The following is a 25,708-nucleotide window of genomic DNA, read 5'->3' as shown; positions in this document are numbered from 1 at the left end:
GAGAGTCCTGAAAGTATATACGTTCCAGCTACCGAAATTTGTAAGTAGTATTACGCGTACGTGTATCAACATGTTTAAAAAAGAAAAGAAAGTAAAAAAATCCGACTAACACTAGTCGGATTTTTCTTATAGTATTGAAAAACAAAACGGTCAAGGAATTCTTTGTGAATATTATGGTGGATGATTTCCGTTCCGACTGGGCGCTTTCCTAGGGGCGCCCAGTCGGAACGGAAATCAACCCCTCGCTTTGTTGAAGAACTATACTTTATTATATCGTAACTGCCAGTCTGCATAGGTGTTTTGTTGTGCTGCTATATGTAATGAAAGCCGCTAGGAATTACTATGAGAAGTAATTTCTAGCGGCATAGTCATTTTATTATATAAATATTCACAAAGGCGGTTGGTAGTTTGCCTAGTTATTGAGACAGAAAAAAATCGATTTGCGCCAAATGCGAAATCGATTTTTTGGAAGCAACGATTAAACGCGCTCGATTTTACCTGATTTTAATGCACGAGCAGAAACCCATACACGTTTTGGTTTACCGTCTACTAAGATACGAACTTTTTGAAGGTTAGCACCCCAAGTACGTTTGTTAGCGTTCATAGCGTGGGAACGGTTGTTACCAGTACGAGCTTTACGTCCAGTGATTACACATTGTTTTGGCATGTTGTATTCCCTCCTTACTGTTGATGCTGAAAGATTATTATTTCAGTTCGGTATTTCACATACCATAATAATTTAACATACGATGACGTTCAGTGCAACAGTTTTCACATAACCTTTCAAGAAAAAAACCTTTACAGACAAAAAATACTTGTTAAATAATGGTTGTAAATTCCTAGGTAATACAATTTCTGGTATATAGTAGTTCGATTTTAACCCACATTAACATCCTGATTAAAGCTTCACTTTATTTCCCTCGGTAGCCAAGCTTCATAGAAACACGTTTACCAGTTTCTACTAAACGCTCTGTAAGGGAATTAATATGTTCTGCTGAAACGTTAAAGCTAACAAAACCTATACTTACTGCACCGACTACTTCATTGAAACCATTTAAAATAGAAACTGCAATGGAGGATGTTCCTGCTGTTCTTTCCCCATGACTAATGGCAAATCCTTGTAGTCTTATTTGCTCAAGCTGTGCCTCTAATTCAGCGATTTCTTCATGAGGAATAAGCTGTTCAATAATTTCCTTTGCTTGAGAAATGGGCATTGTAGCTAATATTGCTTTATTTGCAGCCCCAATATGCATCGGTATACGAATACCTAACTGATCGTAAATACGAATTGGATTAGCTGCACTGTCTATTCTTTCGATAATAATTGTATCTAAACCAGCAGGCTTACTTAAATAGACACTTTCCTCGACTTCTCTTGCTAAACGCTCTAATTCTGGCCTAATTTTACTAATGTAGTCCATCGTATCATACACTTGTAAGCCAAGTTCCATCCATATTGTACCGAGTCGATATTGTTTACTTTGATCGTCTTGTTCAATCATTCCTTCCTTAATCATCGCTTTTAAAATTCTATGTAATGTACTAAGTGGTAAATTGCATTTTGCCGAAAGCTCTGAAATGGACAAGCTGTTTTCGCTTGCAGAAGCCAAAACTTTTGCGATTGTCATAGCTCGTTCTAATAATTGCATGGATGTCCCACCTCTCCTTCATTTATTTTATTTTTAATCCTTGTCTACGTCTAGCTACATAATCGTGGATTTCTATTTCGATACGCTTTCTATCAGAAAAGAATGAATATATAAATTTTTCTAAATATATTGACAGTATACCGTAAAACGCATATATTTTTCATATAAACTTTCCTCTCTGCGGAAACGTTTTCCACTACACGGAAAAAGGGGTGAAGGGAATGCATTATTGTTCATCAATGTATGCACCTTTGAAACACGTAATAGTAAAACATCCAAAAGATGCTTTCCGAAGCCAAGAGCATCTTAGCGATGAATGGAAAACATTTAACTACTTATCAGAACCTAACTATGATGAGGCTCTGAAAGAATATGCTGAATTTATGAGCATTCTAGAAAAGTATGTTGAGAAAATTGATTTTTTACCAGAATCAGAAGAAGTAGGGTTGGATTCGCTATATGCACATGATCCTGTCAAATTTACGCCAAAAGGGGCCATTATCTTGAAATCTGGCAAAAAATTAAGACAGCCAGAAGCCGCAGTTTATAAAGCATTTTTACAGGAAAAGGGCATTCCAGTTATCGGAGAATTGACTGGAGAGGCTGTATCAGATGGTGGCGATATTGTTTGGCTTGATGATCGTACACTTGTTGTCGGTCGAGGTTATCGAACGAATGATGAAGCTATTCGACAATTAAAGGACATGACAAAGGATATTGTCGATGAATTCATTGTTGTGCAGCTACCGCATGATTTAGGTGAAGCAGAATGTTTACACTTAATGTCCTTCATTAGTATGGTGGACAAGGATTTAGCGGTTGTACATTCAAGATTAATGCCAGTTTTTTTTCGGCAGCTTTTAATCGAGCGAGGTATCCACTTAATTGAAGTTCCGAAAGAAGAGTATGATGCGCTAGGCTGTAACGTTTTAGCACTTGCACCTAGAGTATGTATGGTTCCGAATGGCAATCCAATGACAAAGCAACAATTACTTCATGCAGGCGCAACGGTTTATGAATATAAAGGACATGAAATTTCGTTAAAAGGAACAGGTGGACCAACATGTCTAACTTGCCCAGTAGTAAGAGGATAAAAGGAGACGATGTAAATGTTTAAAAATGTGATAGTAAAAAATCCAGGAAATAGCTATGTAAATGGTTTAACGACTAGTGATTTAGGAAAACCGAATTTAGAAGAATTATTTGAGCAGCATGAAAAATATATAGAAGCTTTAAAGAAATGTGGCGTCGAGGTTACACAGCTTCCAGCGAATGAAGCCTTCCCAGATTCAACATTCGTAGAGGATACAGCTGTTTTAACACCTGAATTTTCCATTATTTCAAATCCAGGGGCAGAAGCTCGTAATCGTGAAATTGAGGAAATCGAACCAGCTGTTACAAAGTTCTATGAAAACTTATATTATATCGAAGGCCCAGGAACACTTGATGGCGGAGATGTATTGCAGGCAGAGAAGAAATTTTATGTCGGCATCTCTGATCGTACTAATGAAGAAGGAGCTCGACAATTTAAAGAAATCGTTGAAAAAGAAGGCTATGAGGCAACGATTATTCCGTTAAAAGAATTTTTCCATTTAAAAACGGGCATCGCATATGTTGGTGGGAATCGTATGGTGCTAGCAGGAGAGTTTATTGATCACCCTGCATTCGAATCCTATGAAAAAATTATTATTCCAAAAGAAGATGAGTATTCAGCAAACTGTATTCAAGTAAATGATTATGTCATTATTCCAGCAGGCTATCCAGAAACAAATCGTAAATTAAATGATTTAGGCTACCAAACAATTGAGCTTGAAATGTCTGAATTTAGAAAACATGATGGTGGGCTAAGCTGCTTGTCATTACGTTTTTAATTCAAGATAAAAGTACCCAATCAATTTACATGGGATAAATTGATTGGGTACTTTAGTAGAAATGATATCAGAATTTTCATTGTATTAATAACAACTAGAGAGTGGGGATGGATATTGAGTAAAGGGGAACAACGGCAAGATAATCAATTAAACCGTTCAATGAAGAGTCGTCATTTATTAATGCTATCGCTCGGTGGAGTTATTGGAACAGGACTATTTTTAAATGTTGGCTATACAATTAATCAAGCAGGTCCTGGAGGAGCATTAATTGGTTATATATTTGGTGGCTTAATATTGTACATGGTCATGAATTGTCTTGGAGAATTAGCTGTTTACATGCCTGTAACTGGTTCTTTCCAAACCTATGCAACACGTTTTATTAGTCCTTCAGCAGGATTTTCTTTAGGATGGATGTATTTTGTCGGGTCTGCTGCCACAGCAGGGGTAGAATTTACAGCGGCGGGAATATTGATGCAACATTGGTTCCCAAATGTCCCTATTTGGATATGGTGTGCCGTATTCATGGTCCTGTTATTTACTTTAAATGCATTAACAACTAGAGGCTTTGCAGAAGCAGAATTTTGGTTTGCAAGCATTAAAGTCATTGCGGTGATTGCTTTTATCGTTATAGGAGCGGCAGCAATCTTTGGATTGATTCCATTAGCTGATCGTCCAACACCACATTTTACGAATTTAGCGCCGTCTGGTTTATTCCCAGCAGGTATTTCGATTATATTTGTCACAATGATGAATGTTATCTTTTCTTATCAAGGATCTGAACTTGTCGGTATTGCAGCAGGTGAAACTGAAAATCCTGAAAAAAATATTCCGCGTGCAATACGCACAATTCTTTTTAGAATTATAGTTTTCTATATTGCTTCTATTATTGTTTTATCTGCCATATTCCCTTCATCGGAGCTTGGACTACTGGAAAGTCCTTTTGTCACATTGATGAATTTAGCTGGCGTTCCATATGCTGCTGGCATTATGAACTTTGTTATTTTAACAGCGATATTATCAGTAGGTAACTCATGTTTATATGCTTCAACACGTTTATTATGGTCGATGTCAAAAGAGGGAATGGCTCCTAAATTGTTTGGACGATTAACGAAAAATAAAGTGCCATTAAATGCACTTATTTTCACGATGCTTTTCTCGTTACTTTCTTTATTAACGAGCGTGATGGAAGCAGATGCAGTATTTGTTTTACTCATGTCTATTGCAGGAATTTCTGTAACAATTTCATGGATGGGAATTTGCGCATCTCAATTGATGTTCCGATATCGTTATGTGAAAGCAGGAGGAGATGTAGCTGATTTAAAATTTAAAACACCATTTTATCCATTGATTCCAGTGTTCTGTATTATTTTTTGTACGCTAATTCTTGTCTTTTTAGCATTCGATCCTACACAAAGAGTTGGTTTACTATATGGTATCGGATTCTTTATCGCTTGCATGATTTTCTATAAATTAAAATTGAGTAAAACAAATACAGCTTCTTCTAAGTTTGAAATGAAAAATGAGGAATCACTTGATATACATTGATATGTATTCGGTGTTGAGAAGATCGGGTAAAGGAGAGTTTTTATGAATGTTTATCTTTGGAATACCCCTGAAAAGCTACGTGCATTATTATGTGAAATTGTCAGTTGGGAGAGCAGGACATTAACAAAAGGTGAACATGAATTTGCCTATAAATTAAAAAATAAATTGCAAACGCTTTCTTATTTTCAGAAAAACCCAGAATTTATTGAATTACGTGATGCGGGCCTTGAACGCAATGCTGTGACTGCTTTGTATAAACACCCATCTGCAACAGAATCGGTTGTGTTAATTAGTCATTTTGATACGGTCCATACGGAAGAATATGGTGAGCTGGAACCATTAGCCTTCTATCCTGAAGAGCTGACAAAAAAGTTAATGGAACCTAAATACAAAAAGGATTTACCTGAAGCGGCAAGAATTGATTTGGAATCAGGTAATTATTTATTTGGTCGTGGGACGATGGATATGAAAATGGGGCTTGCTTTGCATATGCAGTTGATTGAAAAGGCAAGTATCGAAGAATGGCCAATCAATCTTATTTTAACGGCTGTGCCAGATGAAGAAGTAAATTCTGCTGGCATGCGTGCAGCAGTTGTTGAGCTTGTTAGACTTCGTGAACAGTATGGGCTCTCTTATAAACTATTTTTAAATAGTGAGCCTTCTTTTTCACAAGGCCCAGCTGATACCAATGAATATATTTATTCAGGAACTATCGGTAAAATTATGCCTGCTGCCTTATTTTACGGAAAAGAGACACATGTGGGTGAGCCATTAAAAGGAATGACAGCGAATTTTATTGCTTCATACATGACGCAGCATATGGAGTGGAATCCAATTTTCCGTGAAACAGATCTTGGTGAAAGTACACCATTACCAGTATCCTTACAATTAAAAGATTTGAAAATGGAGTATTCAACACAAACACCATATCGTGCAGCAGCCCTTTACAATGTGTTTTTATTAAAGCGCACAGCATCGGAAGTAATGGATATTTTTGAACAAGTGGCTTTGGAAGCAATGTCAGCTTGCAATGAACAATATAAACGAATTTGTGAGCGAGAAAAGATACATGGCGTAGGTGAAGTAAAAGTACTTCGTTACGAGGCACTTTTAGAGCATGCGATCAAGAAATTAGGCGCTGAAGAAGTAAATGTAATAAAAAGCCATGTTCTAGAAAATAGTGCATGGGATGATCGTGAGAAATCTATTCGCATCGTGGATCAGCTAATGATTCGTTGCCAGGAATTAACACCAGCGACAGTGCTGTTATATGCACCACCTTACTATCCAGCGATTAATTCATCCGATCATCCCCTTGTCATTCAATCGATTGAATTAATGAAGAAAACAGCAAAAACATTTAATATTGACGTGGAGCAAATTCACTATTTTAATGGTATTTGTGATTTGAGCTATGTCAATTATTCGGATGACTCAAACGAATGGACAGCATTTGAGCGCAATGCACCGGTCTGGGGAGACACGTATAGTATTCCATTTGAAGAAATGTCCGCATTACAGGGCCCTGTTTTAAACGTTGGACCTTTTGGTAAGGATGCCCATCAAAAGACCGAAAGATTACATGTGGATAGCGCATTTAAGGAAATGCCAGTGATGCTTGATACGCTTATTAAAAGCCTGTTTTAATTAAAAAAGTGATTCAAATGAATAGGGAAGCCCGTCTTATCGTTCGTTTCTACGTTAGCACTTCACTTTTGACTACGAAAACCTGCCAAGCAATATGGTAGGTTTTTTGAGCTTTTTTAAAAGGTGGAGATAATTTCGTTCATTTTTAATGATTTTACAAAGACTACTTGTATTTTTCATTATTTAGACGATAAAAATAGGACAAAATTATTGTAAGATTGTTATTAGGAGCGGAAGTTATGGAAAATCAAGACAAGCTAGCTCTCTCTATTCAAATAGAAATGCTTCAATTTAATTTAATGCGAATGCGAACAGTAGCGTGGACAATGATGTATGTAACAGCCATCATTATCATTATTCATTATGGTGAGGTCTTCTTTACAAAAACAGAAAGAGCGATGGTGCCAGCTTATATAGGCATTCACACTATATTGTTTTATATAGATTTAGCGGTGTTATTATTCGTGAAGGAAAAGAGGATTAAGGTTACAACTCTTAATTTACGAAAATACGAATCTATCTTACTAACTTATATCTATACTATATTATTGTTAATTACTGTCATAACCGTAATGGACGTTTATTTCTTTAAACATGCGGCTCTTTATGAGGTGCTGTTTTTATTGATTTGCATTGTTTTTTCTATCCCTTTCCTGAAAATTTTTTGGATTATGTTAATAACAGTGCTACCAATTTTAATAAGTGCTTATTTGAGTGTTGGGATATCAGGTGAAAGTATTAAAATATTTTTACCGATGTTCCTTATTATTCCCATAGGGCTAATTATTCAGCGACATATTTTTAAAGCACAAAGACAATTTACAAAACAACATATTTTATTACAAGAAGAAATGACAAAATCCAAGAATTTGTCGAAATTATTAGCTGAGAAAAATAATGAACTATCAGAGCAAGTACTTCGGGATACGTTGACAAATTTGCCTAATCGACGAGCTTTTAATAATAAATTGACACAAATAGGGCAACAACTTAGTAAACCAAAATCTTTGTTTGTCATGATGATTGATATTGATTTCTTTAAAAATTTAAATGATTATTACGGTCATATACAAGGTGACGAAGCATTGATAAAAGTCTCAGCTCTATTAGATGAAATTACAGAAAAGTATAATGCATTTGCAGCGCGGTGGGGAGGCGAAGAGTTCGTAATTGTTAGTCAACATGCCGCAAAGTTTTCAGAACATGTTTGTGAGGAAATTTTAGAGGAAGTGCGCAACTTAAACATTCGTCATGAACGGTCAAAAGTAGCTAATATTGTCACAGTCAGCATCGGGATGTGTCATGCTAAAATCTCGAATAGCGAACAATTGAAAGCATGCTGTGTATTAGCCGATCAAGCATTATACACAGCAAAACAAAACGGTCGTAACAACTTTTTCAGCAAAAATGGAAATTTCGATAAAGATATATGATTACCTTTATACTGTCGGGAAACGTTGATACAGTGCGCTTTCATGCCTTCCAAGGTTGCTTAATGTATAACGAAAGTGTTACAATATAGTTTAGTCAAAAAGAGCCAAGGGGGCATTTCTATGTCAATTGAATTAAACAATGAATTCGGCCAAATTGATATTTCAACAGATGTACTTGCACAAATAGCTGGTGGCGCTGCTGTAGAATGCTACGGTATTGTTGGCATGGCATCTAAACATCAAATTCGTGATGGTCTAACTGATATTTTACGTAAAGAGAATTTTGCTAAAGGTGTTGTTATTCGAAAACAAGACGACGATTTACATATTGATATGTACATTATTGTTAGTTACGGGACAAAAATTTCAGAAGTTGCTTATCAAGTACAATCGAAAGTGAAATATACAGTGGATAAAACATTAGGTATGAGCGTAAAATCTGTCAATATTTTTGTGCAGGGCGTTCGTGTAGCGAATTAAGAGGAGGAACAAAATCGAATGCAGTCTTTAGACGGAATAAAGTTTGCAGAAATGGTGCAAATGGGTGCTCATCACCTATTCCAAAATGCAAATTATGTTGATTCATTAAATGTATTTCCAGTACCAGATGGTGATACAGGAACGAATATGAACTTATCGATGACATCTGGGGCAAAAGAAACGGAACTTTATGCATCAGAACATATCGGCAAAACAGCTCAAGCTTTATCAAAAGGTTTACTTATGGGAGCACGCGGAAATTCTGGCGTTATTTTATCGCAGTTATTCCGTGGCTTTGGTAAATTTATTGAAAAAGAAGCGACAATTGATGCCAAGGGCTTTGCAGGTGCCTTCCAAGCAGGTGTTGAAACTGCCTATAAAGCAGTGATGAAGCCGGTTGAAGGAACAATTTTAACAGTTGCACGTGAAGCGGCGAAAAAAGGTGTCGAAGTGGCAGAGACTGAAACCGATATCATTGCGGTGATGGAAGCATTTACTGCTGAAGCACAGGCTTCGTTAGAACGTACACCTGATCTTCTACCTGTTCTAAAAGAAGTAGGGGTTGTAGATAGTGGCGGTCAGGGTCTTCAATTTGTATATGAAGGATTTTTAGCATCCTTAAAAGGCGAGCCATTACCGGTGAAAAATGAAGCAACTTTAGATGATTTAATTAATGCAGAGCATCATAGAGCACAAGATTTCATGAATACTGCGGATATTGAATTTGGTTATTGTACAGAAATCATGGTACGTTTTGAAGAAGGAAAAGAGCCGTTTAGCGAAGAACAATTCCGCAATGAATTAAACCCTCTGGGTGATTCTTTACTCGTTATTTCAGATGAAGAAATTGCAAAAGTGCATATTCATTCTGAGCAACCAGGCACTGTTTTAGCAATGGGTCAAAAATATGGTAGTCTCATTAAAATTAAAGTCGATAATATGCGTGAACAGCATTCTGCCATTGTTGGTGAGGATCATAAAGCACCAACTCCCGCCAAAAAAGCAGAAAAGCATCCATATGCAATTGTAACGATTGCAATGGGAGAGGGAGTTGCTGAATTACTTCGTTCAATTGGTGCCTCATATGTGATTGAAGGCGGTCAAACAATGAATCCTTCAACTGAAGATATTGTGAAGGCAGTACAAGAAATTGGTGCAGAAAAAGTATTAATTTTGCCTAATAACAAAAATATCGTCATGGCAGCAGAACAAGCAGTAGAGCTTTTAGATATAGAAGCGGCTGTAGTGCCAACGAAAACAATCCCTCAAGGTATGGCAGCGATTCTATCGTTTAATCCAGAGGCGGCAGTTGAAATGAACCAAGCAACAATGACAGAAGCCTTTGCAAATGTTAAAACAGGCCAAGTAACTTATGCAGTTCGAGATACATCTATTGATGGTGTGGAAATTCATAAAGATGATTTCATGGCTCTTGCTGAAGGGAAAATTATATTATCTACTCCAGCATTAAAAGATGCTGCTGAGAAGGTCATTACTGATTTAGTAGATGAAGATGCAGAAATTGTAACAGTCATCTATGGTGAGGATACGACGAAAGAAAACGCCTCAGAATTAGTGAAATTTATTGAAGAGAATTATCCAGAGGTTGAAGTAGAGTTATTTAATGGTAAACAAGGATTATATCCATATATTATTTCGGTAGAATAATTTAATCTACTTTGCGCTTAAGTAGACAAAGCAGTGCACAAGCCGTGTACTGCTTTTGTTTATGGTACAAGGAGAATGGGGAATAATAAACTATAAAATCAGCTAAGGATAAATGATTTGATGTATGCTTCCAGAGGACAATGAACTCGGAAATACTGGAATATAAACATTTTGAAATCGTTGTGTATACGGAGTAGACAAAAGTTAATCAAAATTTCCGCTGTGTAAATTATAGTCGTGTAAATTTTCTGAAAGTTGATAAAGAAGTGCTTTACTTTTATAGTAACTATCAAGCATGATATAAGTAAAAAATCGATATTATTATATGGATAGAATAGAGGGGTGTTATTATGAAGTTTACATCAGTATTTGATATTATTGGACCAGTGATGATTGGGCCTTCTTCTTCTCATACGGCAGGTGCCGCTCGAATTGGACGCGTTGCCAGAGATTTATTTGGAAGACAACCAAAGTGGGCGAAAATCCACTTATATGGTTCGTTTGCAGAAACGTATAAAGGACATGGAACAGATGTTGCTTTGGTAGGGGGCTTGTTAAATTACGATACATTTGATGAGCGGATTAAAACAGCTTTTGCCGATGCAGAAAAGGCAGGCTTAGATTATGAGTTTATCCCAGAAACAGCAAACATGGAGCATCCGAATACAGCTCGCCTTGTGATTGGCGATGATGAAGGAGAGATGTCTGTCGTTGGTATTTCAATCGGTGGCGGTAAAATTGAAGTGAGTGAGGTTAATGGCTTCAAGCTACGTCTAACAGGTGGCATGCCAGCAATCCTTGTTGTACACGATGATCGTGCTGGTTGTATTGCTAATGTGGCAAATTGCTTAGCGATGCATGCTGTCAACATTGGGCATATGGAGGTTTCTCGTATTGAACGTGGTTTAACGGCTCTTATGGTGATAGAAGTCGATCAAAACATCGAGGATAAAGTATTACAACAAATTTCTTTAATACCACATATTTCGAAGGTTTCTAAAATTAATAACTAAGGAGTTGCCCTAATATGGACGTATTGTTTCATAATGTTCGTGAACTTGTTGAACGAGCGGAGCAAGAAGAAAAATTAATTTCTGACATTATGATTGAGCAGGAAATGTTAATTACAGGACGCACAAGAGCAGAAATTATACAGCAAATGGACACTAATTTAACGGTGATGGAAGAAGCTGTTGAAAGAGGATTGAAGGGCGTGAAATCTGTAACGGGTTTAACAGGTGGTGACGCAGTATTGCTTCAAAACTACATTGCGCAAGGCAAGTCATTGTCTGGAGATTTATTATTAGACGCGGTGAGTAAAGCGGTTGCAACAAATGAGGTTAATGCGGCTATGGGTACAATTTGTGCTACCCCAACTGCAGGCTCAGCTGGGGTTGTACCAGGGACATTGTTTGCAGTGAAGAACAAGCTAAATCCGACACGTGAGCAAATGATTCGTTTTTTATTCACATCGGGTGCTTTCGGCTTCGTTGTTGCCAATAACGCTTCGATTTCAGGTGCTGCTGGTGGCTGTCAAGCGGAGGTTGGCTCAGCTGCTGGTATGGCAGCGGCAGCGATTGTAGAGATGGCAGGTGGTACGCCACAGCAATGTTCAGAAGCATTTGCCATTACACTCAAAAATATGCTAGGGCTTGTTTGTGACCCGGTAGCTGGCTTAGTAGAGGTTCCTTGTGTTAAGCGAAATGCTATGGGAGCGGCAAATTCACTTGTGGCAGCGGATATGGCACTTGCAGGGGTTACAAGTCGCATTCCGTGTGACGAAGTGATTGGTGCGATGTATCGCATTGGACAATCTATGAGTCCGAATTTAAAAGAAACTGCACGTGGAGGCCTTGCTGCAACACCAACAGGTAAAGCTATTAGCAAAGCCATCTTTGATAATGGCAATTTAGAAAGTATCAAGTCACTTCAAAAATAAAAAATATTAAACACGCTTTCCTAATGGGAGCGTGTTTTTTTGAGTTCTACATTGTATAGGTGTTTTTATAGGGAAAATAAAGAACATATTGGTGAATTAGTATGGAAGTTTGGACAAAGTGGATACATTTTCCTGGTGATACACTCATCGCCATAACGTATGGTTGGTTTCCGTTCCAACTGGATCTTTTTAGGTGGGGCGTCCGATGAGCCGCTTTGCTTACACTACTGGGCCTCATCTGTGACGCTCCTATCAACTTATATACTGGAATATGTTTGAATAAATGTTATCTCTTACTTTTGGTGATGAGCCCTATCACAGCTAATAAAAAAGAAAAAGCCGCCTTTTGGAATTTTAGTAAAGGGTAGGGGTAGGGTAACAGGCAACGGCATCGATCAATCCTTCATCAAATCCGTAGAACGCCCAGTAGGCACCGTTCCATCTATATCCAGATACTTCACCCATTTCTATACGAGTAGGATAAAACCAAAATTCTCTCCCGTTTCTAAGCCATACATAAGTATTTTGATATACACAATCAATGATATAGGACACAGAAGGTTTTGTTGGTCTGTAGTTTGGTGGAGGTGATTGTGGTCTCATTGTTCCTTGAGGTGGAAAAAATCCCAAGTTATTTCACTCCTTTTCAACATTATATGCTGAGAAGAAATTAATGCTTTTATTTAACTGAACTTTTAAAACCTAAAGATTGTAAAGCTATGTATTTCTACTGAAGGTGGGCTTTATTTGAAACTCGAAATAAGTTTATGTTCTTTATGTACGCCTACTTAAAAATATAACTATCCAGGCGTGTTGAGTAGGGAAAAATAGGTTTATTATTGAGCGATAAAAGGATTTTTTTGGTGCTATTTTGCAAATATATTCTCATTTTTTCGTAGGGCTACTCGACTCTCGCGGGAAAGCGAGACAGACGAAACCTCACCCGTAACGGAAATCAGAGCCTTCTATTTAAACAGGGTGGATAAAAATGGTTAATAAACACACCTGTTAACTATCAATCAATTATTAATAAATTGAATTGCTATGTTAGTGAAATTGAAAAGTTATATAATGATATTGAATATAAAAAATGCTTAGTATGATTTGTTCAGAAGTGTTAAACGCAAACAACAATATTATGAAAGCTAAGAGTAATCGTAAGAAAGGGGAAAACTCATATGCTGAAAAATAGTATGGTTAAACGAATGACAGGTAAATTACTTGTGGTGAAAAAAATTGGAGGAGCTGTCGTGCAAGGTGACTGATTTAATGAGTCCCGTTACTGATTTAAAGGGTATCGGGAAAGAAACAGCAGGACATTTAGAGACATTGGGCATCGAGACGATCGCGGATTTGTTATGGACGTTTCCGCATCGACATGAGGATTTCCGTTTAAAGGATTTGACACAAACACCACATAATGAACGTGTCACTGTTGAGTGTAAAATTGAACGTGAGCCGACAGTATTGTTTTTAGGCCGCAATAAATCTCGGTTACAAGTCACGGTGCTGGCAGGCCGTCATTTAGTCAAGGTTGTTTTTTTTAATCAAGGCTATTTGAAGCAGAAGCTTGTATCAGGAGCTATTATAACCGTTACAGGTAAATGGGATCGCGGCAGACAAGTTATCAATGGGACGTCTGTTTCGTTTGGTCCGAAAACAGATCAGGTCGACTTTGAACCTGTTTATAGTCTTAAAGGGTTGATTCCACAAAAGCGCTTTCGTAAATATATGAGACAAGCACTAGATGAGTTTGGGGCGGAGATACCGGATGCAATTCCGCATCGTTTACAGGCTGATTATAAGCTTGCTACAATACACGATGGGCTGGAGGGAATTCATTTCCCTGTTGATGCAGGACATACAAAGCAGGCTAGAAGACGCTTTGCCTATGAAGAGTTACTAAACTTTCAACTACGTATTCAAGCGTTGCGTAAAATTCGCAAGGATAGCGAGCGCGGTACAGTTATACAGTTTGATTTGCAAAAGTTACGTACTTTTATTGCATCGCTACCATATGAATTAACAGGTGCACAAAAACGCGTCGTCAATGAAATTTGCAAAGATTTGAAAGAGCCACATCGTATGAACCGCTTACTTCAAGGTGATGTAGGGTCGGGGAAAACTGTTGTTGCGGCAATATGTTTAGATGCGGCTGTAACTGCTGGTTTTCAAGGGGCGTTAATGGCGCCGACAGAAATTTTAGCTGAGCAACATGCTGAAAATTTACAGGAATGGTTTGAGCCATTTGGTGTACGTGTAGCTTTGCTATCAGGATCGACGAAAGCAAAGGAACGTCGTTTGCTTTTAGAAGAACTAGCAAACGGAGACATAGATATTTTAATTGGTACACATGCGCTAATTCAGCCTGATGTCGTTTTTTACAAGCTTGGTTTTGTTATAACAGATGAACAACATCGTTTTGGTGTAGAGCAGCGTAGAATATTGCGTGATAAAGGGGAAAATCCAGATGTGCTCTTTATGACGGCGACACCAATACCGCGTACACTCGCGATTACAGCGTTTGGGGAAATGGATGTTTCGATGATTGATGAAATGCCAGCAGGGCGTAAGCAAATTGAAACACATTGGATGAAAAAAGAGCAATTTGGCTCTGTTATGTCAAAGCTAGAATTAGAGCTAGCTGCTGGTAGACAGGCTTATGCTATTTGTCCACTGATCGAGGAATCAGACAAGCTGGATGTACAAAATGCAGTAGAAATCTATGAGCAACTTGCATCATATTTTAATGGGCGTTACAATGTCGGATTAATGCATGGTCGCCTATCAGCAGATGAAAAAGACGCTGTCATGCGAGCCTTTAGTGAGGGAACTATTCATGTGCTCGTGTCTACAACAGTTGTGGAGGTTGGGGTTAACGTACCGAATGCAACTTTTATGATTATTTATGACGCTGAACGCTTCGGCTTAGCTCAATTGCATCAGCTACGTGGGCGTGTTGGACGTGGTGAACATCAGTCATATTGTGTGTTGCTAGCCGATCCAAAATCCGATGAAGGTAAAGAGCGAATGCAGTCGATGACAGAAACGAATGATGGCTTCCGCCTGGCTGAAAAAGATTTGGAACTACGTGGTCCAGGTGATTTCTTTGGGCGTAAACAAAGTGGTTTGCCTGATTTTAAAGTAGCGGATTTAGTGCACGATTATCGCATACTAGAAACTGCGAGAAAAGATGCAACAGACATGCTTGAGAAGGATGCTTTTTGGCATGATGATGAGTACAAATATTTACGTGAAATGCTTGAAAATTCAGGTGTTTTACAAGGGGATCGCTTCGATTAATTGAATATTTGTTGCTCAATCAAGAATGTGGGCACTTGTTTTGAAAACAAGTCTTGCATTCTTTTTTTATACTCTATATACTGATATTAGTACCAAGTGCTAATAACAACTAAAAAAAGGTGGCGAATGATGTTGAGACGAACGAAAAAAGAGCGACAGCGACTATTATCCGAAACGATAGCTGAAAATCCATTCGTCACAGATGAACAGCTAGCAACACGGTTTCAGGTTAGTGTCCAAACAATTCGTTTAGACCGTATGGAATTAGCGATTCCAGAATTACGAGAACGAATTAAAGATGTTGCTTCGAAAACTTATGAAAATGAAGTGAAATCACTACCGATTGATGAAATAATCGGAGAAATAATTGATATTGAATTGGATAATCGTGCATTATCTATTTTTGACGTAAAAGAAGAACATGTTTTTCAGCGCAATGGCATCGCACGTGGACATCATTTGTTTGCACAGGCAAACTCATTAGCGGTAGCAGTTATTGACGATGAACTAGCATTAACAGTACATTCTAACATTACCTTTGTGAAACCTGTTAGGGCTGGAGATCGTGTTATTACAAAAGCAATCGTTATCGGACGTGATGAAAATAGTCATCGTACAAAAGTAGAGTTAACGTCCACTGTTAACGGTGAAACAGTTTTTGTTGGTGAATTTGATATGTACCGCACGAAAGGTGAAGGTGAACAACAATGAAATTAGCGCTAGATGGAATGGGTGGAGACAACGCACCAAAATCAGTTGTTGAAGGTGCTTTATTAGCATTAGAGCAAATCCCAAATTTAGAAATTCAATTATATGGTCAGCAGCAAAAGCTTGAACCATTTTTAAAAATACATGATCGATTAACTGTAGTACACTGTGATGAGGTTGTGGAAGGAACAGACGATCCGGCACGCGCTGTTCGTCGTAAAAAGGATTCATCAATGGCACGAATGATGGATGCAGTTGAAGAAGGAAAAGCGGATGCTTGTCTTTCAGCAGGTAATACAGGTGCTTTAATGGCAGGAGGCTTATTTAAAGTAGGGCGTATTGAAGGAATTGCTAGACCTGCTCTAGCCACTACACTGCCTACTTTAGATGGTAAGGGCTTTTTAATGCTTGATTTGGGGGCAAATGCAGACGCGCGACCAGAGCATTTATTGCAATATGCGATTATGGGCGATATTTATGCGAAAAAGGTAGGCGGTTTACAAAAGCCACGTATCGGCTTGTTAAATATCGGTACTGAGGATAAAAAAGGAAATGAATTAACGAAGGCAGCTTTTGGATTATTAAAAGAAGCGGATTTAAACTTTGTCGGTAACGTTGAAGCTCGAGATTTACTTGAAGGAGTAGCGGACGTTGTTGTAACAGATGGCTTTACAGGTAATATGGTGCTGAAATCAATAGAAGGTACTGCTGGCGCGTTATTTTCAATGCTAAAAGAGGCGTTTATGTCTTCAACAAAAACAAAAATTTCGGCAGCGCTTATGAAAAATAATTTGCGTGACCTAAAAAATAAAATGGACTACACAGAATACGGTGGTGCAGGCTTGTTTGGTTTACAAGCACCTGTGATTAAGGCACATGGCTCATCCAATGCCAAAGCAATATACAGTGCAATTCGCCAAGCAAATACGATGGTTGAGCATACAGTCATCTCGACGATTACAGATACAGTACGTCACTTAGAAAATGATTAACTTCTTTCGGCTGGTGTCCAAACACCCACTGAAATAGAGGAACTCAGTCTAAGAACGCCACGTCCTGTGGCAATTTATCTGTGCGAAAGCGAAGCGACAGCAATAGGGTTTTATCTGTGCGAAAGCGCAGCGTCAGCAACAACACACGACTGAGTGACCAACATCGTGTTGGCCTAAGCCTCCGGACGTAATTATACCGAGGCATAATTGATTAAAAAGGGGATTAATGAAAATGACGAAAATAGCATTTATTTTTCCAGGCCAAGGTTCTCAAGTAGTTGGGATGGGGCAAGAGTTTATCGAGAATGCTGCAGAAAGTAAAGCATTTTATGAGCGTGCAAATCAAGCACTTAGCTTTGAACTATCTAAACTTATGTTAGAGGGACCAGCTGAGGAGCTAACATTGACTTACCATGCACAACCGGCACTTTTAACTACTGGTGTGATGGTTGCAGAAAAATTACGTGCAGCAGGTATTATGCCAAATTATGCAGCTGGACATTCACTTGGAGAATACGGTGCATTAGTAATCGCTGGTGTGTTATCGTTCGAGGATGCAGTTTCTGTTGTGCATAAGCGTGGGCTTTATATGAATGAAGCTGTACCTGCAGGGCAAGGTGCTATGGCAGCTATTCTAGGGATGGAGCTTGAGGCACTGCATGAAGTAACTGAAAAAGTATCTGCAGCAGGTGATCCAGTTCAGGTAGCCAATGTAAACTGTCCAGGGCAAATCGTTATTTCTGGTACAAAAGAAGGCGTTGAAAAGGCTTCTTTAGCGGCAAAGGAAGCTGGTGCAAAACGAGCAATTCCTTTAGTTGTTAGTGGTCCATTCCATTCAGAGCTAATGCGACCATCATCTGAAAAATTAAAAGCAGCGTTGGCTGACTTATCATTATCAGCTCCGCAAATCCCTGTAATCGGCAATGTAATGGCGACAGTATTAGAGGATGTTCCAGCTATTCAACAGGAGTTAGTAGAACAAGTATATAGCGCCGTGCAATGGGAGGCATCTGTGCGTGAAATGATTGCACAAGGTGTGGATGTCTTTATTGAGTGTGGACCGGGCAAAGTATTAAGTGGATTAGTGAAAAAAATCGATCGATCTGTTACGACATACTGTGTTTATGATGAAGCATCATTGGAGGCTGTACTAGAAGCGGCGAAGGAGTGGACAATTAATGCGTAAATTAGAAGGTAAAGTAGCGGTTGTAACTGGTGCTTCACGAGGAATAGGGCGATCTATTGCTTTAAAGCTTGCTGATGAGGGCGCTAAAGTTGTCGTTAACTACAGCGGATCACAGGCGAAGGCAGAAGAAGTTGTCGCGACGATTCAAGAGAATGGCGGCGAGGCTATAGCCGTACAAGCGAGTGTTTCTAAAACAGAGGAAGTTACCGCATTAATGGATGCAGCGGTGAAAACATTCGGCTCACTTGATATTTTAGTAAATAATGCGGGTATTACACGTGATAACTTGTTAATGCGTATGAAAGAAGATGAATGGGACGATGTGTTAGATACCAACCTAAAAGGTGTTTTCCTTTGTACGAAAGCAGTAACACGTCAAATGATGAAGCAACGTGCAGGCCGTATCATCAATATTTCATCGATTGTTGGTGTAGCTGGTAATGCAGGGCAAGCTAACTACGTAGCTGCAAAAGCAGGTGTTATTGGGCTAACTAAAACAACTGCAAAGGAATTAGCATCACGTAATATTTTAGTAAATGCGGTTGCACCAGGCTTTATAGAAACTGAAATGACTGACCAACTACCAGAAGATCTAAAGCAGGGCATGCTAACGCAAATTCCTCTAGCAAAACTTGGGCAGCCTGAGGATGTCGCAAAGGCAGTAGCTTTTCTAGCTTCAGATGACGCTAACTATATGACAGGTCAAACGTTACATATAGATGGCGGCATGGTTATGTAATTTCAATTAGTCATAGATAATGATTTTTTGTATAATCATTTGAGGGGAGGTGAATGTTTTGTCTACAGTATTAGAACGCGTAACAAAAGTAATCGTGGACCGTTTAGGTGTTGAAGAAAGTGAAGTTACTCTAGAAGCTTCTTTCCGTGATGATTTAGGTGCTGACTCATTAGACGTAGTTGAGCTTGTAATGGAGCTTGAAGACGAATTCGATATGGAAATTTCTGATGAAGATGCTGAAAAAATCTCAACAGTTGGTTCTGCAATTTCATACATCGAAAGTAAATTAAACTAATTCGTTTAACGTCTTTCAGCAATATACTTGCTGAAAGACGTTAAAGCCTCCGGTGGATGTCACGGAATCGGAAAGGAGTTCTTTGTGCAAGCACAAAGCCGATTCCCGACGCAATTATGCCGAGGCATAATTGAACTTTATATAGCAGAGATTAATCACCTCTACTGGTGTTGACATGGATGCGGTCATTAGACAATAAAAGTTTATGATTGAATAAAGTTAAAGCCTTTGGCAGAAATTACTCATGCTTTTCTTCAGTGTGAAGAGCAGATACTATGCTGAGGGTATGTTTAAAAAGGGGACGAAATGGTTCGTTGTGCGAACTGTGAACGTCCCTTTTTTTTATTTTGGAAAATAATTAAATAATTAAATTTCCAAAACATTGTATTTAAGCCGAAATACTTTTGCATAAATGCCTTGAAAAAGGTACACTTAAACGGTAGAAACTATTAGGAAGGCAGATTGTTCAATGGCTATGAAAAGAAAAGGAACTATGCAGAAATCTGGCGTGCTTCCTGAAAAAGTACGCAATCAATTCGAGCTTTTACAGCATGAATTAAATATCACATTTATTAATAAAAATTTATTGTATCAAGCATTCACGCATTCATCTTATGTGAATGAGCATCGCCGTAAACTGTTTACGGATAATGAGCGTCTTGAATTTTTAGGAGACGCAGTACTTGAACTGTCTGTTTCTAAATATCTTTTTGAGAAATATCCTCATATGAGTGAGGGTGAGCTGACGAAGCTACGAGCATCCATAGTATGTGAGCCGTCACTTGTTATCTTTGCAAATGAATTAGGCTTTGGTCGCTTTGTATTACTTGGAAAAGGTGAGGAATTAACAGGTGGACGGGAACGCCCAGCACTACTTGCAGATGTATTTGAGTCATTTGTAGGTGCCCTTTATTTAGATCAAGGCTTACAAACGGTTGTGTGCTTTTTAGAACGAATCGTATTCCCGAAAGTAGAAGTCGGTGCTTTTTCGCATGTGATGGATTTTAAAAGCCAATTGCAAGAAATGGTACAGCAAACAAATAACGGCCTTCTTTATTATGAAATTATTGATGAAAAGGGTCCTGCACATAACCGTACCTTTGTATCGAGCGTACTGTTAAATGGACAGGAGCTTGGTATTGGTCGTGGGAAATCAAAAAAAGAAGCCGAGCAGCAAGCTGCGCAATGTGCAATGCGTTCAATGCGTGAGCAAACTGCAAAAGAGGAGGCTTAATAGATGTTCCTAAAACGACTCGAAGTGATTGGCTTTAAATCTTTTGCGGAGCGCATTGGAATTGATTTTGTACCCGGTGTTACAGCAGTAGTTGGACCAAATGGCAGTGGGAAAAGTAATGTCATTGATGCCGTTCGTTGGGTACTTGGGGAGCAATCGGCAAAGTCGTTACGTGGGGCAAAGATGGAGGATGTTATTTTTGCTGGCAGTGACTCACGTAAGCCACTAAACTTTGCAGAGGTAACATTAATTTTAGATAACACAGATGAACAGCTTGCTTTTTCATACACAGAAGTCAGCGTAACAAGACGCGTATACCGTTCAGGTGATAGTGAATATTTACTAAATAACCAGCAGTGTCGCCTGAAGGATATTACGGACTTGTTTATGGACTCAGGACTTGGGAAAGAGGCCTTCTCCATTATTTCACAAGGCCGTGTCGATGAAATTTTAAATAGCCGACCTGATGACCGTCGCTCTATTTTTGAAGAGGCAGCTGGCGTGTTAAAGTATAAACTAAGAAAGAAAAAGGCAGAGCATAAGCTTGTTGAAACAGATGAAAATTTGTATCGTGTTTTAGATATTTTACATGAGCTAGACAGTCGTCTGGAGCCGTTAGAAATTCAGGCATCAAGTGCAAGAGATTATGTGCAAATGTCAACAGAGTTAAAGGATTTTGATATCGCTATCCTTGTGCACGATTTAAAAAATTGTGCACAATCTTTGCATGCTCTGAAAGCTGAGTATACGGAGCTATATGAAACGGAGCAAAAACAAGCTCATCATATTTCTTCGATAGAACAGCAAACTGCAAGTATTCGGAAGCTTTTAAAAGAGCTAGATGACTTTTTAGATACGACTCAGGCTGAGTTTGTTAATGCAACGATGGAGGTAGAGCGTTGGGATGGTCGTAAAGCGTTAATGGCTGAAAAGCGACAAAATGCTTCTAATCAACTACTTCAATTGAATACGGCATTACAAGAAGCAAAAGGTGAGGTTGAGGCTCTTATAGCTCAAGAGCAAGAGAAAAAAGAATTGTTCACTGAAAAACAGCAAGAAGTATCAGAGCTGAAACAAAGCATTAAACAATTAGAACAATCTTTAAATCGCTCAGTTTCTGAAATTGCTCAAGAAATTGAAGAATCAAAAAACCGATATATCGACTCCTTAAACGAAGAAGCAACAGTTAAAAATGAATTGAAAAATATTGAACAACAGTTAGCGCAGCAAAAAGCGATGGCGACAAGAATGTCAGATCAAACTGATGAAATCGGGCAAGAGCTTGCGCAAATTCTAGCTGAAAAAGAGAAGCTAGTTGTTGCTCATACTACAACTTCTAACGAATTGCAGGGAAAACTTGAGCAATATGAAGCATTGCAAATACAGTTGAAGAACGTCAATACATCGTTTAATGAAAAGCAAGATATGCTTTATAAAGCTTATCAGCATCAGCAGCAACTAAAGGCTAGAAAAGATACGCTAGCTGAGCTTGAAGCGGATTTCTCAGGCTTTTTCCATGGAGTAAAAGAAGTATTATTAGCACGTGATAAAGGTGAATTAGCTGGGATTGAAGGAGCCGTTGCTGAGTTAATTCAAGTGGATGGGAAATATTCTCAGGCTATCGAAACAGCATTAGGGGCAGCCTCTCAGCATATAGTGACAACTGATGAGCGATATGCTCAACAGGCAATTCAGTGGTTAAAACAAAAGAGAGCTGGACGGGCAACATTTTTACCTAAAACAGTTATTAAGTCACGGAAAATTCATCTATCTACGATTCAGCTAGCTACTGAGCACCCGGCATTTGTCAAAATGGCTGATGCACTTGTAACGTTCGATGAAGACAACCGCACAATTGTCGAGAACCTTCTTGGCAATGTCATCGTTGCATCAAGTTTAGAAGGTGCAAGTCAAATTGCCCGATTATGTGGGTTTAGATATCGTGTTGTAACACTTGAAGGTGATATCGTCAATGCAGGCGGTTCATTAACTGGTGGTGCAATGAAACAACAATCTTCACTCTTTACAAGAAAAGCGGAATTAGATGATTTAATAGTAAAGCTAGAATCGTTAGAAGCGTCTATTTATAGTGCTGAACAGGCTGTCTCAACTGAAAAAGAGAAGCTTGCAACATTGCGAGACAAAGTAGATCAATTGAAGCTTGACGGTGAGCAACTACGACAAGATGAAATGCAACAGGCGAGTCGTATACGTGAGCTAGAGGTTGGCGAGAAAAGCTTATCTGCACGAGTATCTTTTGCTTCTAATGAAACACAAGATGTAAAAACACGCGAAGAAGCATTGTTAACTCAAAAGGAAACGGCTACGGAGCGATTAACGGCATTAGCAAAAGAACTGTTAGAGATCAATGAAACAGTGGAACAATTAAGTAAGGTGAAGCTACAAAGTGAATCGGAGAAAGACGTACTTCGTGAGCAGTCAGCAGAAAAACGTTCGCAGTTAGCGGTAATGCAGGAGCAAATGTCACAAGTACAAATTGCTACAGCAGAGTTAGCCCTACAATTAAACAAAGCTCGTCAAAAAGTCGATAATATTTCTCAGGAAATAATCTGGCTCCAATCGGATGAATCGACAAAACTTTTAAGCGATGAAGAAGTGGCTGAGCAGGTTGCTACGTGGAAGGCGAGAAGAGATTCGCTACAAGACACGATTTCACAGAAAAAAGATGGAAAAATAGCACAACAACAAGAGCTTACTACTTTAGAAGAACAGCTGAAGGAATTGCAACGTACACATAAAGGCTACCTTGAAGCGATACGTGCAAATGAATTGAAGCGAAGTCGTGTAGAATTTGAAATCAATAATTTCAATGAACAGCTAGAAGAAAACTATCAGCTAACATTTGAGGAAGCTGAGGAGCTTGCCCTTGCAATTGAAGATGAAGAGCATATGCGACGTCGAGTGAAATTACTGAAGAAATCTATAGAAGAGTTAGGTCCTGTTAATTTGAGTGCCATTGAGGAATACGATCGGGTACTTGAACGCCATTCATTTTTAACAGAGCAACGTGAGGATTTACTTGCTGCTCAGGAAACATTACATGAGGCTATTAAAGAAATGGATGAAGAAATGACGCTGCGATTTAGCGAAACCTTCTATGCCATTCGAGAGCAATTTAAACGTGTATTCCGTGAATTGTTTGGTGGGGGACAGGCAGATTTAGTGTTATTAGATCCTCAAAACCTGCTAGAAACAGGTATAGAAATTGTAGCACAACCACCAGGTAAAAAATTACAAAATCTAAGCTTGCTTTCAGGTGGTGAACGTGCACTAACTGCAATCGCTTTATTATTCTCCATCCTAAATATTCGACCTGTACCATTTTGTATTCTCGATGAGGTAGAGGCGGCTTTAGACGAGGCAAATGTTGTTCGTTATAGCCAATATTTGAAGAAATTTAGCCGTGACACGCAATTTATTGTGATCACACATCGTAAAGGAACGATGGAGGGAGCGGATGTGTTGTATGGTATTACAATGCAGGAATCTGGCGTATCTAAACTTGTATCAGTAAAATTAGAAGATGAACCCGTACTTGCGGAGCAAAGGAGCGAACAAGCATGAGTTTTTTTAAACGTTTAAAAGATAAATTGATGGGCAATGAGGAAGAAAAAGTAGCAGCGATCAATGAAGAAGAAGCTGCTGAACAGAAGCAAGACGAAGCAACAGAGCCTGCTCGAATTGAAGCAACTGTAGATGAAATTGAAAAAGTTGAGGAAGTTTCTGTCACGGAAAGCTCAATTGAAACAGAACTTCCTGTAGCAATAGAAGATCAAGAGCAACAAGAAGTACAAGAGGTCGCAATAGTGGAAGAACCTGTAGAGGAGAAAAAACCTTCTGCATGGTCTATTACACAAAAGTTCAAGGCTGGACTTGAAAAAACGCGTAATTCATTTACTTCTAAAGTAAACGACTTAGTTGCGCGTTATCGAAAAGTGGACGAAGATTTCTTTGAAGAATTAGAAGACTTATTATTACAGGCGGATGTTGGCTTTGAAACAGTAATGGAGCTAATGGATAAATTACGCTTCGAGGTTCAGCGTAAAAATATCAAAGATACAAACGGTATTCAAGCGCTTATTTCTGAAAAACTTGTGGAAATTTATGAGCAAGGAGAAACGGATTTAATCGAGCTTAATATGCAACCTAAAGGTGAACTTACTGTCATTTTATTCGTCGGGGTAAACGGTGTTGGGAAAACGACAACAATCGGTAAACTTGCCCATCGTTTAAAATCACAAGGTAAAACGGTTGTTTTAGCGGCAGGTGATACTTTCCGTGCTGGTGCCATCGATCAATTACAAGTTTGGGGAGACCGCGTAGGCTGTGAAGTGATTAAACAATCGGAAGGCTCAGATCCAGCGGCAGTTATGTATGATGCAATTCGTGCGGCGAAAAACCGTAATGCAGATGTGTTAATTTGTGATACAGCAGGGCGCCTACAAAACAAAGTAAACTTAATGAATGAGCTTGAAAAAGTTCATCGAGTAATCTCTCGAGAGGTACCGAATGCTCCGCATGAAGTACTATTAGCTTTAGATGCAACAACAGGTCAAAATGCACTTGTTCAAGCACAAACATTTAAGGAAGCTACAAATGTAACTGGGATCGTTTTAACAAAGCTTGACGGCACTGCAAAAGGTGGTATTGTTCTTGCTATTCGTAATAAATTACACATTCCTGTAAAGTTTGTTGGTCTTGGTGAAAAAATGGATGATTTACAGCCATTTGATGCAGAGCGCTATGTGTATGGCTTATTTGCTGATGGTTTAGATAAAGAATTACAAAATAATGAGGACTAGGTTCATCATCAAGAGTTGTAGATGACTTTTGTTAAAACGTATACTATGTAAATAAGTTGATTGGAGTGGAGGCTGGGCGACTCCTTGGGGATTAGCGATAGAGGAACGAAGGCTAAAACCATCACATCCTGTGATAACGCCTTCGTGACCAACATCCTGTTGGCCTGAGACCCTGGAGCGAGCAAGTAGAGGAACG

General features: G+C 38.7%; 22 protein-coding genes. 19 read left to right on the top strand and 3 right to left on the bottom strand.

Going from position 1 to position 25,708, the window contains the following annotated elements; genetic code table 11:
• Positions 1–7: 7 nt before the first annotated feature.
• Positions 8–109, top strand: coding sequence for a stage V sporulation protein SpoVM (gene spoVM, locus AMS59_RS26935; RefSeq protein WP_156304606.1), 102 nt, complete (start codon positions 8–10; stop codon positions 107–109).
• A gap of 369 nt (positions 110–478) precedes the next feature.
• On the opposite strand, the gene rpmB is transcribed toward spoVM, so the two are convergent.
• On the bottom strand, positions 479–667 hold the full coding sequence (rpmB, locus tag AMS59_RS08670; protein WP_004227417.1) for a 50S ribosomal protein L28: 189 nt from the start codon (positions 665–667) through the stop codon (positions 479–481).
• Between the two features lie 244 nt (positions 668–911).
• Positions 912–1,649 carry an IclR family transcriptional regulator gene (locus AMS59_RS08665; protein WP_053483338.1) on the bottom strand — a complete coding sequence of 246 codons (738 nt, stop codon included), beginning with the start codon at positions 1,647–1,649 and terminating at the stop codon, positions 912–914.
• 221 nt (positions 1,650–1,870) lie between these two features.
• Between AMS59_RS08665 and AMS59_RS08660 the strand changes: the two genes are divergently transcribed.
• The 9 genes from AMS59_RS08660 (at position 1,871) to sdaAA (ending at position 12,232) form a co-directional block, all read left to right on the top strand.
• Positions 1,871–2,743 carry a dimethylarginine dimethylaminohydrolase family protein gene (locus AMS59_RS08660; protein WP_053483337.1) on the top strand — a complete coding sequence of 291 codons (873 nt, stop codon included), beginning with the start codon at positions 1,871–1,873 and terminating at the stop codon, positions 2,741–2,743.
• 15 nt (positions 2,744–2,758) lie between these two features.
• Entirely contained in the window at positions 2,759–3,520 is a 762-nt protein-coding gene (locus AMS59_RS08655) for a dimethylarginine dimethylaminohydrolase family protein (RefSeq protein WP_053483336.1), read from the top strand.
• A gap of 159 nt (positions 3,521–3,679) precedes the next feature.
• Complete coding sequence (locus tag AMS59_RS08650) at positions 3,680–5,065, top strand: amino acid permease (protein ID WP_053483637.1); 1,386 nt, start codon at positions 3,680–3,682, stop codon at positions 5,063–5,065.
• A 42-nt stretch (positions 5,066–5,107) separates the two neighbouring features.
• Positions 5,108–6,712 carry a M20/M25/M40 family metallo-hydrolase gene (locus AMS59_RS08645; RefSeq protein WP_053483335.1) on the top strand — a complete coding sequence of 535 codons (1,605 nt, stop codon included), beginning with the start codon at positions 5,108–5,110 and terminating at the stop codon, positions 6,710–6,712.
• Between the two features lie 239 nt (positions 6,713–6,951).
• Positions 6,952–8,145 (top strand): diguanylate cyclase, encoded by a 1,194-nt coding sequence (locus AMS59_RS08640; RefSeq protein ID WP_053483334.1) that lies wholly within the window; start codon positions 6,952–6,954, stop codon positions 8,143–8,145.
• Positions 8,146–8,265: 120 nt separating this feature from the next.
• The gene (locus tag AMS59_RS08635; protein WP_053483333.1) at positions 8,266–8,625 is read left to right on the top strand and encodes an Asp23/Gls24 family envelope stress response protein; all 360 of its coding nucleotides are present in this window, start codon (positions 8,266–8,268) and stop codon (positions 8,623–8,625) included.
• A gap of 18 nt (positions 8,626–8,643) precedes the next feature.
• Positions 8,644–10,293 carry a DAK2 domain-containing protein gene (locus AMS59_RS08630; protein WP_053483332.1) on the top strand — a complete coding sequence of 550 codons (1,650 nt, stop codon included), beginning with the start codon at positions 8,644–8,646 and terminating at the stop codon, positions 10,291–10,293.
• 350 nt (positions 10,294–10,643) lie between these two features.
• Positions 10,644–11,306, top strand: coding sequence for an L-serine ammonia-lyase, iron-sulfur-dependent subunit beta (gene sdaAB / locus AMS59_RS08625; protein WP_053483331.1), 663 nt, complete (start codon positions 10,644–10,646; stop codon positions 11,304–11,306).
• A 14-nt stretch (positions 11,307–11,320) separates the two neighbouring features.
• On the top strand, positions 11,321–12,232 hold the full coding sequence (sdaAA, locus tag AMS59_RS08620; RefSeq protein WP_053483330.1) for an L-serine ammonia-lyase, iron-sulfur-dependent, subunit alpha: 912 nt from the start codon (positions 11,321–11,323) through the stop codon (positions 12,230–12,232).
• Between the two features lie 354 nt (positions 12,233–12,586).
• Here the strand turns inward: sdaAA and AMS59_RS08615 are convergent, their stop codons facing one another.
• Positions 12,587–12,862 carry a transporter gene (locus tag AMS59_RS08615; protein WP_234007715.1) on the bottom strand — a complete coding sequence of 92 codons (276 nt, stop codon included), beginning with the start codon at positions 12,860–12,862 and terminating at the stop codon, positions 12,587–12,589.
• Positions 12,863–13,501: 639 nt separating this feature from the next.
• Here AMS59_RS08615 and recG point away from each other — a divergent pair.
• The 9 genes from recG (at position 13,502) to ftsY (ending at position 25,512) form a co-directional block, all read left to right on the top strand.
• A complete protein-coding gene (recG, locus tag AMS59_RS08610) occupies positions 13,502–15,535 on the top strand; it encodes an ATP-dependent DNA helicase RecG (RefSeq protein ID WP_053483329.1) in 2,034 nt (677 codons plus the stop codon).
• 132 nt (positions 15,536–15,667) lie between these two features.
• Positions 15,668–16,246 (top strand): transcription factor FapR, encoded by a 579-nt coding sequence (fapR, locus tag AMS59_RS08605; protein WP_053483635.1) that lies wholly within the window; start codon positions 15,668–15,670, stop codon positions 16,244–16,246.
• Complete coding sequence (gene plsX / locus AMS59_RS08600; RefSeq protein ID WP_053483328.1) at positions 16,243–17,235, top strand: phosphate acyltransferase PlsX; 993 nt, start codon at positions 16,243–16,245, stop codon at positions 17,233–17,235. The genes fapR and plsX overlap by 4 nt, the downstream gene beginning before the upstream one ends.
• A gap of 232 nt (positions 17,236–17,467) precedes the next feature.
• Positions 17,468–18,421 (top strand): ACP S-malonyltransferase, encoded by a 954-nt coding sequence (gene fabD, locus AMS59_RS08595; protein ID WP_053483327.1) that lies wholly within the window; start codon positions 17,468–17,470, stop codon positions 18,419–18,421.
• Positions 18,414–19,160: a 3-oxoacyl-[acyl-carrier-protein] reductase gene (gene fabG / locus AMS59_RS08590; protein WP_053483326.1), complete on the top strand. Its 747-nt coding sequence runs from the start codon at positions 18,414–18,416 to the stop codon at positions 19,158–19,160. The genes fabD and fabG overlap by 8 nt, the downstream gene beginning before the upstream one ends.
• A 58-nt stretch (positions 19,161–19,218) precedes the next feature.
• A complete protein-coding gene (gene acpP / locus AMS59_RS08585; protein WP_036124798.1) occupies positions 19,219–19,455 on the top strand; it encodes an acyl carrier protein in 237 nt (78 codons plus the stop codon).
• A 469-nt stretch (positions 19,456–19,924) separates the two neighbouring features.
• Entirely contained in the window at positions 19,925–20,689 is a 765-nt protein-coding gene (gene rnc, locus AMS59_RS08580; RefSeq protein ID WP_053483325.1) for a ribonuclease III, read from the top strand.
• 3 nt (positions 20,690–20,692) lie between these two features.
• Positions 20,693–24,274, top strand: coding sequence for a chromosome segregation protein SMC (smc, locus tag AMS59_RS08575; RefSeq protein WP_053483324.1), 3,582 nt, complete (start codon positions 20,693–20,695; stop codon positions 24,272–24,274).
• Positions 24,271–25,512 (top strand): signal recognition particle-docking protein FtsY, encoded by a 1,242-nt coding sequence (ftsY, locus tag AMS59_RS08570; protein ID WP_053483323.1) that lies wholly within the window; start codon positions 24,271–24,273, stop codon positions 25,510–25,512. The genes smc and ftsY overlap by 4 nt, the downstream gene beginning before the upstream one ends.
• Positions 25,513–25,708 lie beyond the last annotated feature (196 nt).

Origin of the sequence: Lysinibacillus sp. FJAT-14745, assembly GCF_001275675.1 — a bacterium.
Lineage (GTDB): Bacteria > Bacillota > Bacilli > Bacillales_A > Planococcaceae > Lysinibacillus.
This window is presented reverse-complemented; position numbering and strand designations above follow the sequence as displayed.

Coding starts and splice junctions, on each gene's coding strand:
- rpmB (WP_004227417.1), bottom strand. CDS start 667: ATGCCAAAACAATGTGTAATCACTGGACGTAAAGCTCGTACTGGTAAC.
- AMS59_RS08665 (WP_053483338.1), bottom strand. CDS start 1,649: ATGCAATTATTAGAACGAGCTATGACAATCGCAAAAGTTTTGGCTTCT.
- AMS59_RS08660 (WP_053483337.1), top strand. CDS start 1,871: ATGCATTATTGTTCATCAATGTATGCACCTTTGAAACACGTAATAGTA.
- AMS59_RS08655 (WP_053483336.1), top strand. CDS start 2,759: ATGTTTAAAAATGTGATAGTAAAAAATCCAGGAAATAGCTATGTAAAT.
- AMS59_RS08650 (WP_053483637.1), top strand. CDS start 3,680: ATGAAGAGTCGTCATTTATTAATGCTATCGCTCGGTGGAGTTATTGGA.
- AMS59_RS08645 (WP_053483335.1), top strand. CDS start 5,108: ATGAATGTTTATCTTTGGAATACCCCTGAAAAGCTACGTGCATTATTA.
- AMS59_RS08640 (WP_053483334.1), top strand. CDS start 6,952: ATGGAAAATCAAGACAAGCTAGCTCTCTCTATTCAAATAGAAATGCTT.
- AMS59_RS08635 (WP_053483333.1), top strand. CDS start 8,266: ATGTCAATTGAATTAAACAATGAATTCGGCCAAATTGATATTTCAACA.
- AMS59_RS08630 (WP_053483332.1), top strand. CDS start 8,644: ATGCAGTCTTTAGACGGAATAAAGTTTGCAGAAATGGTGCAAATGGGT.
- sdaAB (WP_053483331.1), top strand. CDS start 10,644: ATGAAGTTTACATCAGTATTTGATATTATTGGACCAGTGATGATTGGG.
- sdaAA (WP_053483330.1), top strand. CDS start 11,321: ATGGACGTATTGTTTCATAATGTTCGTGAACTTGTTGAACGAGCGGAG.
- recG (WP_053483329.1), top strand. CDS start 13,502: ATGAGTCCCGTTACTGATTTAAAGGGTATCGGGAAAGAAACAGCAGGA.
- plsX (WP_053483328.1), top strand. CDS start 16,243: ATGAAATTAGCGCTAGATGGAATGGGTGGAGACAACGCACCAAAATCA.
- fabD (WP_053483327.1), top strand. CDS start 17,468: ATGACGAAAATAGCATTTATTTTTCCAGGCCAAGGTTCTCAAGTAGTT.
- fabG (WP_053483326.1), top strand. CDS start 18,414: ATGCGTAAATTAGAAGGTAAAGTAGCGGTTGTAACTGGTGCTTCACGA.
- rnc (WP_053483325.1), top strand. CDS start 19,925: ATGGCTATGAAAAGAAAAGGAACTATGCAGAAATCTGGCGTGCTTCCT.
- smc (WP_053483324.1), top strand. CDS start 20,693: ATGTTCCTAAAACGACTCGAAGTGATTGGCTTTAAATCTTTTGCGGAG.
- ftsY (WP_053483323.1), top strand. CDS start 24,271: ATGAGTTTTTTTAAACGTTTAAAAGATAAATTGATGGGCAATGAGGAA.